The organism is Mycobacterium sp. NGS58 (assembly GCF_059812385.1).
The window spans coordinates 17,972-33,168 of the sequence record NZ_JCALCO010000009.1 but is presented as its reverse complement, the minus strand read 5'-3'; the positions used below and the strand labels follow the sequence as shown (position 1 = coordinate 33,168).

Annotated in this window: 7 protein-coding genes; all 7 read right to left on the bottom strand. The window is 70.0% G+C overall.

Annotated features, from left to right (window positions below; genetic code table 11):
* Window positions 1-2: 2 nt before the first annotated feature.
* From AC5Y4H_RS10850 to AC5Y4H_RS10820, 7 genes are read right to left on the bottom strand one after another with little or no spacing between them, the layout of a single operon-like run.
* Window positions 3-935 carry a hypothetical protein gene (locus tag AC5Y4H_RS10850; protein ID WP_499981327.1) on the bottom strand — a complete coding sequence of 311 codons (933 nt, stop codon included), beginning with the start codon at window positions 933-935 and terminating at the stop codon, window positions 3-5.
* Window positions 935-3,424, bottom strand: coding sequence for a GAP1-N2 domain-containing protein (locus AC5Y4H_RS10845; protein ID WP_499981323.1), 2,490 nt, complete (start codon window positions 3,422-3,424; stop codon window positions 935-937). Before AC5Y4H_RS10845 ends, AC5Y4H_RS10850 begins: the two co-directional genes overlap by 1 nt.
* Complete coding sequence (locus tag AC5Y4H_RS10840; RefSeq protein WP_499981320.1) at window positions 3,421-5,463, bottom strand: SaeA-related protein; 2,043 nt, start codon at window positions 5,461-5,463, stop codon at window positions 3,421-3,423. The genes AC5Y4H_RS10845 and AC5Y4H_RS10840 overlap by 4 nt, the downstream gene beginning before the upstream one ends.
* Before the next feature lie 2 nt (window positions 5,464-5,465).
* Window positions 5,466-8,114 carry a hypothetical protein gene (locus AC5Y4H_RS10835; protein WP_499981319.1) on the bottom strand — a complete coding sequence of 883 codons (2,649 nt, stop codon included), beginning with the start codon at window positions 8,112-8,114 and terminating at the stop codon, window positions 5,466-5,468.
* Window positions 8,115-8,116: 2 nt separating this feature from the next.
* Window positions 8,117-11,662: a tubulin-like doman-containing protein gene (locus AC5Y4H_RS10830; protein ID WP_499981317.1), complete on the bottom strand. Its 3,546-nt coding sequence runs from the start codon at window positions 11,660-11,662 to the stop codon at window positions 8,117-8,119.
* Window positions 11,662-14,634 (bottom strand): vWA domain-containing protein, encoded by a 2,973-nt coding sequence (locus tag AC5Y4H_RS10825; RefSeq protein ID WP_499981315.1) that lies wholly within the window; start codon window positions 14,632-14,634, stop codon window positions 11,662-11,664. The genes AC5Y4H_RS10830 and AC5Y4H_RS10825 overlap by 1 nt, the downstream gene beginning before the upstream one ends.
* A complete protein-coding gene (locus tag AC5Y4H_RS10820; RefSeq protein WP_499981313.1) occupies window positions 14,634-15,197 on the bottom strand; it encodes a hypothetical protein in 564 nt (187 codons plus the stop codon). The genes AC5Y4H_RS10825 and AC5Y4H_RS10820 overlap by 1 nt, the downstream gene beginning before the upstream one ends.

Below are 15,197 nucleotides of genomic sequence, written 5' to 3'. Positions count from 1 at the left end.
GGTCATGTCAGCGCCCGAACAAGGCCGGCGGTGATCTCGTCGAGTACCTGCGGATGCGCCAGCAGTTCGGCGGAGGCATCTTGCCCCGACCGCGGCGCCGGCAGTCGCGGCCCCGTGACCCGACGGTCATCGGACAGGGTGATCAACGCAAATCCGCGATGCACGCCGCTGGTCGGGAAATCCGAACAGGCCACGGTGGCGATGTCGGTCCGCAGTCGCGACCACCGCGCACCGGCCGACCATCGCGGCTGCGCCTTGCGCACCGCCTCGGCCAACCCCAGCGCGGGCCCGGTGGCATGGCTGTCGGTTGGCACCTTGATGACGTCGGCGCCGACGAGAACCGCGGCCAAGTCATGAATCCCGAGGGCGTCGGCCACCCCGACCGCCACGTCGGTGGCTGCCGCCGCGCTGCCATCGGCGAACCAGGGGCGCATCGACGCCGAAGTGTTCAGCGCGACGACAAGTTCGGCGTGGGCCTGCTTGCGGTCGCGGCCGATGAGTCGCCGCGCGGACGTGCGCGCCGCGGCCGCCAGCGGGCTCAGCGCGGTGTCGGCAGCGGCGGTGACGGCGACTTCGATGTGGTGACCGGCCGGGCGTAGTTCGGCGAACACCACCGCGGCGTCGCCGCTGACGTCCACCGGGTCGAACAGCACCTGGACCGGATCCGCTTCATCGGGCACATCGTGCGCGATCGCCAGGTGCACCACGGCGCCCGCACCGAACTGAGTGGTGAACGCGGGCCGGACGGCGACGGTGACCGGACCGGTCAGCGAGGGCAACACGACATGCTGGGGGCTCGACCGCACCACGGGTTGACCCGGCGCGCCCTGGATGTCGAGCGCGGCGTCGTGAACCGCGCCACTGATCGATACCGAAAGCGGCCCAACGGGTATGTGGGCCCGCTGATTACGTGCGGTCAGGGCGTAGATCGGCATCAGTAATTCCTCCACGTCTGAGCCGGCGGCGCGGCGAGCGGCGCCCACCCGTCAGGGCGGCGGCCCAGCACCGTGTTCACCAGCTTGCGGTATCGCCGTGGCGGCGTCCCTTCGTTGCTGCCGGCCATCCGCATCATCGCAGCGAGCACCCCCTCCTGGTCGTCCTCGCTAAACTGCCGGCTCGCCGTAACCGCCGCGGCGGCCGCGGCGAGCACACCATCGACGGCGTCGCCCGGCTCGGCAGCGTCGGCGCGCAGCAGGCTGGCCGCCACAACCTCGGTGGCCGTGACGATGTCGCTGTCCACCAGGGCTACCACCTGCTCGGTAGCGGCGCCGGCCACCAGCCGGTCGCCGGCCAGTTGGCCCGCCAGGACGGGCCGTGGCTGTCCCGCGATCAGACCCAGGACCGCCAGCACCGTCACACGCACCGCGCAGTCGGTATGTATTCGCCCCGAACCGATTTCGGCCAGCGCCGCGTCCCACAACCCGGCGTACGCCTTCTGATGAGTGTTGATGTAGCCGCGCTGCACCCAGGATGCCGGACCGACCATGCGCAGCGCCGCGCATGCCACCGCGAGGTCATCGTTGTTCGCACCGGTGATCTCGTCGGCCAACCGGACCAAGTGTTCGCTGTCGGGCGCGCCCAGCAGGGTCGGCAACAGCGCCGCGGTGCTCAACGCCGCGCCACCCGCCGCCAAAAGTTGTGCGGGATCCCAGATCTGGCGGGCGGCCACCTCGTCGCGGCGCGGCGACCCGTTGGCCGCCAGCCACCACAACTCGGCAAAGCGGTCCGCCTCACTGGGGTCACGTTCGGCGCGCATGCCGCACACCGCCGCTCGGGTCCACGTCGCGGTCCACGGTTGGGCACCCAGCAGTTCGGCCGCCGGGGGCATGGTGGATCCATCGGCGAACCAATCGAGCACGGCGCCGGTGATCGGTGTGGCGCCTTCGCAACTCAGGCGCAGCGTTGCGGCGGCCGCGGCGATGCGGGTTTCGGGGCCAAGGCGGTGTGTCAACCGTCGAGCCAGCGTCGGGCCGGTGTGCGGGTCGGCCAGCTGGGCCGCGACCCGTTCGGTGAGGGCCTGGCTTAGACGATCATCGTCGACGCCTGCGCGCAGCAGCAGGTCGACCAGTTTGAGCAGCCGCTGCGGGTCGCCCGCGGTGCTGGCCCGTTCCAGCGCCGGCCCGAGCGCGGCCGCCAGCGGTTCGGGAACCGGCCGGCCGTGATAAGTGTTGGAGCTCAATGGAATCGGGCCCAGCTGATCCAGCCAGGTGTCGTCGCCGATCGCACGGCACAGGTAGGTCAGCGCGGCGTGTTCACCGGCGAATCCCGGCAGGTTTTGTTCGGCGGCCTTCCAGGCGTCCGGCGTGTTGTGGCCGACGAGGGCCGAAAGCGCCTCGTCGACAAGGCGTTCGGTCGGTGACCCGGGGGTGATGCCTGCCGGCGAGTGCGCGCTGATGATCGCGTTGGCCTCGGGATGGGCGGCCGCGAAGTCCTCGTCGGCGGCGATCGTGACCGCCAGCGGCCAAGCCGGGTGCAGGTCTCGATCCTCGGTCTGGGCGGCACGGTGGTCGAGTTCGTCGAGCACCGCGAGCGCCGACTGCGGATCGAGCAGCACCTCCTGCGCCATCACCGACCATGCGGTGACGTCAATCGCCTGACCGGCCGCGGTCCGATGCGGGTCGCCACCCAACTCCCCCAGCGATAGCGTCGCGGTCTCGTCGATGACGACGAAACCGGCTGGGAGCGTATCCAAGTCACCAGTGGGTACCGCGGCAAGGTGCGCGATGGCGTGTTGCGCCGAACCGAGTTGGTCGGCGCGATCGAAGGTGCTGAAGTTCAGGGTGGCCGCGGTCCCCGGTGACATCAGGAAACTCACCAGGCCGATCCACTGCGCGGCCGAGTCGACGGAGACGGCGCCCAAGACGACGGGCGCGCCACCCTCCAGCGCCGCGGCCACCGCGTCCAGCAGGCCGAGCAACGTGCCGACCCGCCAGGTGCTGGTGTCCAGCGCGAACGCAATCGCGCTCTCCCGGGTGACGACGTGCGCTGCGCCCGGCGGTTCGGCGGGCAGGCTTGCGCGGCCGACCGCCGCGGCGCCGAACGGGCGTAGCCAGGCGGGCGAGCCCCACCGCTGAATGGGGCGCAGCCGCGGCGCGGAATCCGGCGTCCGGTCCAGCAATACGTGGGCGAACACATTGCCGGGGCGCCCGGTGCTGTCGGCGCCGGCGGCAACGGTGTGCCAATAGCCGGCGGCGTCGCTGGCCCACCGGCGGTACTCCAGCCGGCGTGGCGCGGCATCCAACTGCTCCGGAGTCGGATAGTCGGGCAGCGGTGTGACGGGCCGAAACGCGGTGCGCACACCCGACGCCAGGCGTTGAGTCTCCTCGGGCGACAAATCGCCGGTGGTCTGCTTGACCTGCCAGCCGCCCGCGCCCCCCGGCTGATCGAAACTCGTGTAGGCGAGTTGACCGTAGCGCGGCGTCATGGCGCACCCACGCTCAAACGGAGGCTGTGCACCGGCGGGTCCAGCAGCGCGATGGTGCGCAACCGAGCCGCCGAGGGCGTGTTGACGAACAATCGGATCCACCCGCGTCGGCCCCGCAGGTCGACGGCCCACGGTTCGGCGGTTCCCGCGGTGGTCAGAGCCGACCATCGCAGTTCCTTGGAGGGCGTGGCCGCCAGCCCGCCCTGCGCGTCCAGCGGCGCGGCGTCCAGCGCTTCTCCGTCGGTGGGCGACAACGGGATTCGGTCGGGATTGTTGACCAATACGAATGCCGGTGACCCGGGCACTTCGTATTCGGACCGCATGTAGATCGTGGCGTGCGACGGCTGGCCGTGCGGGTCGCGGCTCATCTGCACCGCGTATTGCAGCCGCAACAGACCCGCGTATTCGATGCTGCGCACGGCCCCGATGGCCCGCCGTCCGGCGGAGAAGGCCACCGGCGCCAGATGCAGGGAGCAGCCGCTCACGGGCAGTTTGCCGTTGGGCAGTTGCAGGCCGCCGTACTTCTCGTACTGTTCGACGGTGATTTCGTAGGACGTACCGGTCAGGCCGTTGCGCGGGTCATAGCCCTTGGGTGCCAGATACACGACGACGACGGCGGCACCCTGCGGCCAGTCGAACGTCAGGACCTGCTTGTTGCAGTATTCGGCCAGCTCGACATCCCGGATGAGTCCGGTGCGCACCGAACAGAAGGTCTTGCCCAGCAACGCACGGCCCGCCAGCACCGTGACCGGCGTGAAGTAGGCGCGGCTCCAGTCCGCCGGCCAGGACACCCCCGACATCATCGAGCGCGGCCGCCCGTCGGGGCCGGGCTGCTCGGTAATCGGTTGCGTCAAGCGCAGATCCGGGGTCAGCCCGACCTGCTCGAGCGCGGCCTCGGGCAGGTCATTGGCCTCGGCACCGGCCGCCGGGCCGGTCTGGCTTCGATAGATCACCACGTCACCGGCCGACGGCGCCTTCCAGGTGAGCTCGAAGCCGTCGGCGGCCCCCGGCGCCGACGTGACCATCAGATCGGTGACCGGGCTTAAGACAGCGGCGATCTCGACCTCGGCATCGACCGGTGCCGCCAGCCGCAGCACACCGTTGACCGGGACCGCGGCCCGAATCCGATACACGTATCGCCGCCCCGGCGCCGGGTCGGAGTCGACGAACCCGGCCCGGTTGTCGCGGTCCAGCAAGATGCGGTGCTGGGGCCCCTCACGGCCGACTTCCTCGGCCGGCATCCGGGACACGAACACGGTGCTGACCGCCGGAGGCACCGCCCAGCGCCCGATGACCTTGCCGTTGTCCTGCCGAACCACGCAATCGCGCACCGGGCTGACGGCCACGCCCTCGGCATGCTTGATCGGTTGCGCCGCAAGCGCTTCGGCGCGGGTTCCGCCGACGTTGACCCACACCTGGTAGTAGCGCACCGCCGCGGCCGAAGGCTCTTGGTCGGCCGCGGCGGTCGCGGAGGTGGCCGCCACCAACCGGGCCCGGTCCGGGGAGTACGGCGCGTTGTCCTCCTGCGCGACCACGCGGTAGATCACCGCGGCGTCGCCGCCCGACAGGTAGGGGGTCCAGGTCAGCTCGCAGCCACCGGCGTCGCCGTCGTCACGCGACGGTCTGACGGTGACGGCGGCCAGCGGACCGGTCTGTTCGCCGAAGGTGTACGCGGCGAAATCGGCTGCGCCGAGCGGCAATTGATCGCTCGTCGTGTTGTCTGCCGACGGTGCGGTGCCGGTCGCATCACGGTCGGGCCCCACCGCGGACAGGCCCCCCGGGCGATGCCGGCCCGGCGACTCCGACTCGACCTCGGCCAGGACGGCCGCCAGCTCCTCGGCGTACTCGGCGACCGAGCCGGGCAGCATGGCGCGGATCTGTTCCACGTCGGTGCGTCCGGACCGCAGGATGAGTCGCAAATGGGTTTCCTTGAAGCCCGCCTTGGACACCGCCCCAGAATCGATCAGCCGCTGGCGCCACGCGATCAGGGCGTTGAGGCGGGGGTCGTCGGCGTCGCCGGCGTGCTGCGGATCGGGCATGGCTAGAACACCAAATCCCCGCCGGGCGGCACGTCGCGGTGCTCGGTGTGGGTGATCACCGCGGTCTTGTCCATTTCCACTCCCGATGCCGCCGCCAGCGGCACCTCGAACAGGGTGAAGTCATAGGGCGCAAGCCCGTCGCTGGCCTGCACCACCGCGGCCCTGAAACCTAAGCCGGGCCGCGCGAGCGTGGCCGTGTCGATGGCCACCGCACAGCGGCTCGCGGTCATCGCCGCGTCGGTGAACACCGATCCGTCGAACGGAGCGGCCTGCCCTGGCCGATGGTCGACGACACCGGCGGCGAACTGTTCGGAGGGGACGTGCCTGCCCATCGCCGGAGCCAGCACCGCGCCGGTCAGCGCGGTGCCCACGCGGTCGTCCGCGGCGAACATCTGCTCGACTCGTTGCCACAGCGCCTCGGCGCCGGTGGAGTGCACCTGCCCAGATGCCACCGCCGCCGACCACTGGTCCAGACCCGAGGCGGTCCGGAAACCCGGCATGCGATAGAGCATTTCGGGCTCCTCCCTCAGCCGGCCCGCGGCGTGCGCGACCATGTCCTGCCACGGCTTGGTCAGCCAGCCGAGCGCGTACAGCCGGCGCTGAATGGCATGCGCCGCGTCGTCGGCGCGCTCCGCGCCAGGGTCGGCGACGCCGACCTGGGCGCAGCGGGGCAGGCCGTCGGAGATCAGCGGCGCCGGCGAGCGCCCCACGGGTGCGGGCCCGAACGGCGCGCGCAGCACCGGCCCCAGTACGCGGCACCAGGACAGATACTGGCCGTACGCGGTGGACAGGCGGCTGACATCCTGCAGCGCGGTCTGCAGATTCGCCTGCATCATTTCGAGCTGATTCTGTTGCGATTTCCGCAGATTCATCAACGTGAACATGTCACGCTGCGCGAACAGGAACAACGTCAGCGACACCACGATGTACAGGCCGAGCAGTATCCCGCCGGTGATCAACGTGTATCTCCAGCCGGTGAAGCCGACCACCGCGATGCCGACGAGCACGACAAGGACCCCTAGTGTCGCCCAGGTCATCGTTGCCAGGATGGTGCCAATGGCAAGCTGGCGGGCGCGCACCCGCTCGTCGATCGAGATCTCGCTGGCCGCCCGCTGGATCTGTTCGGCGATTTGGGCCACCTCGGTGCGAGCCCGCCCTAAGAAGTCGGTCAGGATCGAGCCCGCCTGCCAGGCATAGCTTTTCGACGCGTGCTGCTGCCAGCGCTCCAGTTCGGTCGACGCCCCGCGCGCCTCGACGCCGGCGGCGGGGTCGGAGTAGGCGCGTTGCAGCCGCTGGCGCAGATCGGTCGCGCCCAGCACGTCGGCCGGCTCCAGGTCGCTCACGCCGATCACCGCGGCCAGCGACGTCGGAATCGCCGTGAACCGGTCCGCGCGGCTGGGAACGACGTCGGCGGCGCTGGCCAACACACCCACACCCGCCCCCACTTGAATCGGGTCGAGCCCCTTCGCGCGGCGTCCGCCGTCGGCAAGGGTGAGTGCGCCGTTGACGAAATCGATCCACAGCGGGCTCAGATCCTGTTGGGCCAGCTGCCCGTTGGCCGCCGATCCGCCGATGGCCGCGTTGAGCGTGTCGGCGCTGCGGCCAAGGTCCTGCCAATCGGCGAGCTGGCTGCTGGTGACCACCGAGAATGCCGACTCGCGCCCGCCGAACACGGTGCCCTGCACCGTCGAGGCCAACACCGCCGATACCGATCCCTTGACCGCCGACAACCACGCCGACGGCGCGTTGCGCAGGGCCCCGCCCATGAAGCGCAGGAACATCTTGAGCGCCGCCCAGATCGAAATGGCCTGGGTGGCAACATCGTCAGCGCCCAACCGCGGACCGCGAAGCACGTCGCGGTGTTTGGTCCAGAGCGCGCGGGCCATCGTCTGGGTGGCCGCCGACACGTCCTCGACATACAGCACCGGCACCTGGCCACCATGCGGCAGCGGAAGCCGTCCCGCCGGATCGAACAGCCGCGCGCGCAACCGGCGTTCCACCTCGGCGGTGTCCAGGCTGCGGTAGAACGCGCGCACCGCGCGCAGTGTCTGGCCCGGCAGAATCTCCACACTGTCGAACGGGGTCTGCTGCACGTCGGCCCACAAACCGGCCACCGCCGCGACTACGGGCGCGGCGCGCTGGGCCAGATCCAGCGGCTCGGCGAGATGCCCCCACGGCACCGCACCCAGCCCCGGTGCCGGCGAATCCTCGGGTGCGATCAGCAGGTTGTGCCAGCCCTCCACCACCACCGACGAGCTGAGCTGGCTGGCGCCGGCGCGCCCGCTGGTGAGCAGCATGCGCAGCAGGGTCATCCCGGCTCCCCTGGCGGTGCTGCGCACCACCTGCTCCACGAACTGCTCGGCGGCCAACGGCGCTCGCTGCTCGGCCGGTGCGTCGAGTGGAACAAGCACCGCAACCCGGACCCGGTCGTAGTGCTTGGCCGTCAATATCTGTTGCAGCACAACACTTTCCGACCTGCCGTCGCGCACCATCGTCGCCGTCGTGGCGGGCCCTCGCGCATCGCCGGCATCGACCCAGACGAAGACGCCCAGTAGCCCCGCCGCGGAGTAATCGCACAGGACGCCGAGAAGCTCGTCGGTCTGCTGGTGAGGCGCCACGACCACGGTGAGCGCGGTGTCGGATACAGCCATGATCAGAACGTCCCGCCCTCGGGAATCACCACGGGCGCGCCGCCGTCGAGTACCGGGCCGCCCGCCCCCGCCCCGGCCGCCAACGCCTCGGCCTCGTGCTGGATCAGGTTGATCAACGCACTGGTCGCCGCGTATACATCGGGCGCCAGGTCGCGGAACATGGGCGTGTTCGACGCCGTGGTCCGCGTCGGCACCGTCGTGAACGCCCCACCCGGCGTGGCCCCGGCCATGTCCGCCGGAAGATACTGCGCCGCAACATCACGGATGGTGGTCAGCCACTCTATTACCGCCGCGGCGCGCTCGTCGGCGCTCTGGGCCTCGGCGATCCCGGGCACCCGAGACTGCACGCCGGGCGTGCTCGAGCCGCTTTGCAGGAATTCGCGCAGCAGTGCCTGCGCCGACAACGCGACGATGCCGCTGGCCGGGTCTTGCGAGTGCGCGTCGTAGAGCTCGCGCAGCACGCTGTAGGGCCGCAGCGACCGCATCACCGGCGGCTCGTGTGACTGCGCGATGGCCAGCAGGATCGATTCCAGTACCGCCGGCAGCCAGTCGTAGGGGGCGTGGAACGCCGACGGCGGCGTCAGCAACGGGTTCGGGAAGTTCAGCCACTGCCCGCTGTCGGCGTCATAAATCCGCACCGGCTCGGTGAACGGCGACGCGGGGATCTGGATGCGGCCCAGCAGCTGGCCGACGAACCAACCGCCGGTCATGGCGAATCGCTGCTCGTCCGTCATCGGCAGCGACGCCGAAAGTGGCCGGGAGCGACGGTATTTCCAGAAGGACCCCCGCCCGGGCCCCGCGGTCTGCGCCCATTGCTGGGCGGCGGGCTTGAGCACCGAGTCGAACGCCAGCGGCGAGTAGTTGGGATACGAGCCGAAGATGTCGATGCGGGTCACGCTGTCCTCGTCGGACAGCGAACGCCCGTAGTTGTCCTTCGTCGCCTGGTCGATCCGCGGATTGTTGCGGATGACTTCGAACAGTTCCCGGTCGACCGGTTGACCGGCGAACGGAATCTCGGAGAACTTGTAGCGGTATTCGGTCTGCTGCCCGGGATGGACCCGCTGCAGGGCCTGGTCGTTGACGCTGGCCAGCGGCCGCGCCAGCGACAGCGCCTCGGCGAACTTGGTGGCGATGTCGCGGCGGCGCGCCACCAGCTCAGACTCCGAGGCTCCCGCCCCCTGCACGTAGTCGCGCAGCGACACCTTGCAGAATTCGGCGAACGATTCCCCGGGACGCTCGACGTACAGCCGGGCGCGGCGCAGCAATTCCACTGGGCGAGTGTGGATATCGAACTGCGCGATCGAGGGCACCCGCGCGCGGCCCGTCTCCGGGTCGGTGCCCAGCGCCCGGGTGACCCAGGTGGCGGTGCGCTCGATCAGGCCGCCGGGTGCGGCCACGCCGCCGGTGGTCTGCCACTCCCCCAAGATCACCCGCGTGGTGGCCTCCTCGATGGCCGACTGCAGCGGGATCATCGCGTTGGCACCGGCCACCGTCTTCGGCAGATCGGCCTCGTAGCGTCCCTTGAAGGCGGTCGAATTGATCAGCAGCACTTCGTTGTTCGCCTCCGCGAACCGGCTGGGCACCAGTTCGTCGGCGTCCGCCGGCCAGGCGGCGTACTGATCGGTGGCCAGTCGCGCCAGGCCTACGTCGGTCGGCGGCTCCGAGCGTGCGTTCTCCAACTGGATCATCGCCTCGCTGAGCCGGTCCCGCAGCGGCACCAGCAGCTCCAGGCCCACAACCCGCAGCACGTCGGCGATGCGGGCGGCAGCGTCGGCGAACAGCTGACGGCGCACCGTCGCGCGGAACCCGTCCACCACCGCCGCCACCACCTGGTCGGTGTTGGTCATCACCCCGTGCAGCGATTTCAGCCCAGCGTCCACCTGCGGCGAGATCGCCACGATGTCGGGTGGCCCCATGTTGCCTAGCTGCGCAACCCCCGCCGTGAGTTTGTCATCGATGTGCCTGCGCAGCTGGTCGACGACTTCCCGCGCGAAGGGCAACCCCAGCGAGGCGACGGCCGCGCCGACCACCTTCTCCAGCCGGTTGGCGAAATCTTGGTGCCACTGAAAAGCCATGGCGTAGGCCGCATCAGCGCACGCCCGGGCCAACTCGGCGCGCCGGTTGTGCACGGCCTGCCGCATGGTCGGCACCCACTGTTCGGCGGCGACGCCTTCCGGGTTGGGCAGGTGGTTGCGCAGCTGACGGTCGATGAGACCGTTGACCGTGGCGACGACGGTGTCGGCCGTGAAGGCTTCGGTGCCGATCCAGCGGCCCAGCTGGCTCACCCTGGTCTGCTCGTCGCCGGCGCTGGGCGGCAGCTCCAGTTCGCCGCAGAGCGCACCCCATTGGCTGGACAGCAGGGAGTCCAACTGCTCGGTGCTCGACGCCGGATTGCCCTTTTGCATGTGCCCGTCGAGCAGCTTGTCGACGCAGCTGCGGGCCAGGCGCTGGGCGGCGTATTCGGCGTAGCGGTCGCGGCCCATGCTCAGGCTGGAGAAGCCATAGGTGCCCCACGGCAACACATCCCACGACGAGATGCCCCAGCCCAGCAGGTCGCGATCGCCCACCGGGGACGCGGTGTTGCCCAGGTCGTAGGCGACGAACTGGTCGCTGGCCCGGCCGCTCATCATCAGCCCCGCCAGCCCGCGCGCCAGTCCCCGGTACACCGCGTACTGCGAGCCGTCGCCGAACAGGGTGCGGTCGGCGCCGATGTAGCGGCCCACCGGGAACACCCGCGCGAACGGAATCGGTTCTCCCTCACCGTGATGGTGGCCGAGAGCGCGCAAGATTCGTACGTCGTGTTCGCGGGCCGCACCGGACTGGCTGGCCACGATCTCGCCGAGCATGGCCAACGCGTTGGCCCGCACGCCGATGATGGCGCTCTGCGGTAGCGAATCGAAAATGTCGGGGGTCACCATGAATACGCCCATCAAGCGGGGATCCAGGCCGGTGACCAAGGTCAGCAGGCGGCAGACGTCCAGCGCCATCGACGCGCCCGCACCGCCGGCCATCGACGACACCACCAACACCAGCGGCGGTTCGTTGGGGTCGAAGCGGCCCATGCCCGGCACGTCGACCGTCGACATCTCGGAAACGGTCTCGACGCGAAACAGCGTGTCCCACGCGGCCTGTAGCCGGGCGTGGATCTCGGCGGCCTTGCTCAGGGTGATCATGCGCCCGATCGCCCGGTATTGCCCCGCGCCCGCCGAGATCGGGATCGAGACCTCTTGCGGGCTGCGCGGAGCCCAGGTGGCGATGGTGTCCAACGCCGATTCGGCCGCCAGCCGTTGCGACAGAGCGCCGTCGAGAACGGCGTAGCTGCTGCCCTGCGGTCCGCATCCCACGTAGCTGCCGCCCTGGGCGGGGACGTTCGCCAGACCCTCCGGGCCCGACTCCGCGGCGCTCGGGACGTCGATGTGGACGAATTGCCAACCGGCTAACAGCTTCTCGATTCCAGCGGTGTGCAGTTCGGAGCGCAGCTGGTCCATCATCAGGGACAGCGTGGCGCCGCCGGAACCGCCGCAGCCCACTACCAGGAATCGTCGCATCAGGTGCCCTCTCCGAAGGGGTCGAATGGATCTGGGTCAAATCGATAGGAGGGTTGCGTCGCCCCGGTCGGCGGGTGCCCGGGTGACGTGCCCGCGTCCCGCTCGTCGCGCTCTTCGCCCTCGTCGCCATACCGGTAGCCCGCCGCCATCGTGTCGTCTTGGCGCGGTATCGGTTCGGGGATCGGCCGCTCCTGTGTCTCCGCCTCATTGAAGCCGGGCGGCACCGCTCCCGTCGCCGCGGGCGGCGCCGGCCTCGGCGCGGGCGGTGCCGAGGGCGCTGCCCCGAACGGCGAATCAGCGCCGCCGCCAAAGGGATCGTCTCCGGCCGGGCCGGCCACGACGCCCGCAGGCGCGTCACCGAACGGCGAGGCCGTCTCTCCCGGCGCCGCGAACGGTGCCGTCATGCCGGCCTGCGCGGCGCGCAGCCGCAGGCCGGTGAGCAGGTCCGGCAGCCGTTGCGCGATGTCTTCGTAGAGCCGCTCACGCGCGATGGTGTCGGTGGTCCCGGCCACCAACAGCAGCACCTCGGCGGCGTTCTCGGGTCCGTACGGGTTGTGCAGCAGCACCCAGGTGTTGTGCACCGCCAGCGGCAGCACCGCGCGCAGGCCGGTCTTGTCCGATCCGGGGAGCTTGGACCCGACGCTGACCATGCCCTCGGCGTCGACGGCCACATGCCCGGATCCGAACGGGCTGCGCCCCAACACAACCGAGAGATCCACCCCGGCCACGGACAGTTGGCGGGTGCCACCGGGAGGCAGCCCGGTCACCGGCTGCACCAGATCGGTGTCGGCCATCGCGAACGGTTCACCGCCGCGCAGCACCGCGTCGTGCTCGATCCCCACCGGGATGCGCTCGGCCAGCAGCGGATTGTCGGGGATCTTGCTGGCCCACCACTTCGATCCGTACAGCAGCGCCAACGGGATTGCGGGGCCCAACAGCAGCGCGGCGATGAGCACCAGGATGAAGTTGGTGGTGTTGAGCGGGTTGATCATCGACGCCGTGAATGCCACCGGCACGGTCTGGGCGTCGTCCGGGTTGTCCAGCGTCGAAACATGCACGGGCACAGTGCCGTTCAGGCCGCCGTGACCGTTGTGGTCGGTGCGCAGGTTGACCGACAGTTGCGCGGTCTCCCCCGCCTGGACCTTCAGACAGTGCTGGCCCGAATTCGTCGGTGAACCCAGGTGCGGCGTCCCGATGCCGTCGGGCGCGCCCGCGACCGTCGGGGTATCGCTGTCGCTGATCCAGGCGCAGCCCGGGCCGGTGATGTTCAGCGTCGCGGATGCCCCTTTAGCTCCCTCGACGGTGCCGAAGTCGATGCGCGCGCCCGGGGTGGGCAGGCCGACTTTGGGTAGAATCTGCACGGGCACATCGACTTCCTGCGGCGACAACTGGGTGCCGGCGATCGGCCCGCCGTTCTGGTCGGTGGTGTTCGCGGTGGTGATCACCAGCGACATCCGCAACGTCGCGTGGCCTGGGGCGACTTTGGTCAGGTCGGCGTCGACGGGTTTGGCGATGTCATCCTTGCCCGCCGCCGTCAGCAGCGGAATGGGTGCTGCGCCATCGGGACCCAACGAGGCCGACATGGTGGCCGAGCCGGCCAGGTCGCTCGGGGCCATCGGCTTGCCTTGTCCGTCAACCAAACCGAAGACCAGGCCCTTGAGGGTCTGGCCGCTGTGCCAGGCGACTTTGTCGGCGCCCGTCAGCGCGGGGAAGATGTCGGTGGTGATGTGGATGCTGACCTTGGACACAGCGTCGGGGTGCTGGCCGGTGGTGTCGACGTAGACGATCGCCCATTGCCCGGTCCAGTGCGGGGCGTTGCCGTTCTGCAGCGAGATCGTTTGCGCCGATTCGGACTGCCATTGGTAGTTGACCGATACCCCGTCGACGTTGACGTTCTGGGCGCCGTCCTTCTTGGGCAATGGCAGGGTCTGCCCGGTCGGCGAGACGAGGTAAGGCTCGACGCCGGGCACGCCGCCGGAACCCAGAATGTTGACCTCTTTGATCGACCGGTCGAGCACGAAGTTGTGTCGCGCCTCCGGGCACACCTTGATCTGGCACACCCCGCCCTGGTCGGTCACGCCGGGATCCGGGTTGAGGGCGTCGAACGCGAACAACATGTCGTCGATGTTGGCGACGGGAAAGAAGTCGCCGGGCACCGGATCCGTGATGGCGCCGCACGCCATGCCCTGCAATCCCTTGCCGGTGCTGATCGCCGACATCACGTTGAAGTCACCGGGAGTCTGCTTGGCACCCAGCCCGATTCCCAGCATGATGATGTTGCTGGACCGCAGCTGGTCGGCCAGGCCGCTGGGGCGGCAGATGGATTGCACGGCCTTCTGGGTGGTGTCGGGGATTCCGTTCGGCGAGTCCAGCGGCACCCCGTCGGCGTAGGGCTTGGTAACCGGACGGGCGGTGAAATCGATCATGCCGTCGGAGAACCAGGCGATGGCCTGGCAGCGCTGGCCTTTGTCGGCCGCGCCGCCGTGCGTCGTCAGCGCTTGCCGCGCGCCGTCGAGGGCCAGCCAGTAGTCGGTGTCGATGCCGGTGTTCTTCTTGGCGATGGGATCCAGCGACGCCCCGACACTGTCCGCGGTCGAACCGGTGAGCTGGGTCCAATCATGTTCGGGGACATAGGTGTCGGAGAATCCCGCCACCGCGACGTCGAGTTTTGCGCTCACCCGGTCGGCGTATTTGCCCAGCGTCTGCACCAGATAGCGAGCGGCCTGCACGCGCGCGGCCTGCGGGTCGGTCTGCTGCAGGCTGCTCGACTCGTCGAACAACAGCAGCAGATCACCGGTCTTCTGCGAGGCCAGGCAGGCTCCGAAACGGCTCGCCCCCGGCGAGCCCGCCGCCGACGCCACCGGCGCCCAGCCGACCACGTTCAGCACGACGACCAGGGCCGCGGCCGCGAGCACACGCGCCAGCATCGCAAAGCCGTTGCGGCCGCGAGGTATTCGAGAAGCGTGGGTCACTACAACGTCCCCGCCCACAGTGCGATCTGCCAGGCCCCCACGGCTATGCCCAGCAGGCAGACCGCCAGCACTATCCAGTACAGCCTCGACGTCCAGGTGGGCGCGGAATAGATGGCCTCGGTGCGCCGCCTGGTGTCGACCCGGCTGAAGACCGCGAGCGCGCCGATCGCCAGCGGGCCGGCCAGCAGCCAGCCGGCGACCGCGGCCGCAATCATCGGGCCCTCCAACGCGCTCGCGCCGGCCAGCGCAATCCCGGCAAATCCCAGCGCCAAGGCCACCGCGAACCACACCAGCGGCGGCCGCGCCGTCGTCAGCGCGCCGACACTCACCGGGCTCGCGGTGAGTTGCCCGAATGCGTCACGTCCACTCGTCGGGTCGAATGCCGGTGGTCCGGGAAACGCATCGGAGGTTCCCGGTCGAGCCGCGGCCGGTTGCTGGTTGGCCCACGGATCGAATCCGCCCGGAAAACCGTCGCCCTGCTGCCCCTGCGGCTGTCCGGCACCGGCCGGGGCCTGCTTGCCGGGGCCGAAGTCGCTGAAGTCGAAGGGGTTTGGCGCGTTCAT

Coding starts and splice junctions, on each gene's coding strand:
- AC5Y4H_RS10850 (WP_499981327.1), bottom strand. CDS start 935: ATGCCGATCTACGCCCTGACCGCACGTAATCAGCGGGCCCACATACCC.
- AC5Y4H_RS10845 (WP_499981323.1), bottom strand. CDS start 3,424: ATGACGCCGCGCTACGGTCAACTCGCCTACACGAGTTTCGATCAGCCG.
- AC5Y4H_RS10840 (WP_499981320.1), bottom strand. CDS start 5,463: ATGCCCGATCCGCAGCACGCCGGCGACGCCGACGACCCCCGCCTCAAC.
- AC5Y4H_RS10835 (WP_499981319.1), bottom strand. CDS start 8,114: ATGGCTGTATCCGACACCGCGCTCACCGTGGTCGTGGCGCCTCACCAG.
- AC5Y4H_RS10830 (WP_499981317.1), bottom strand. CDS start 11,662: ATGCGACGATTCCTGGTAGTGGGCTGCGGCGGTTCCGGCGGCGCCACG.
- AC5Y4H_RS10820 (WP_499981313.1), bottom strand. CDS start 15,197: ATGAACGCGCCAAACCCCTTCGACTTCAGCGACTTCGGCCCCGGCAAG.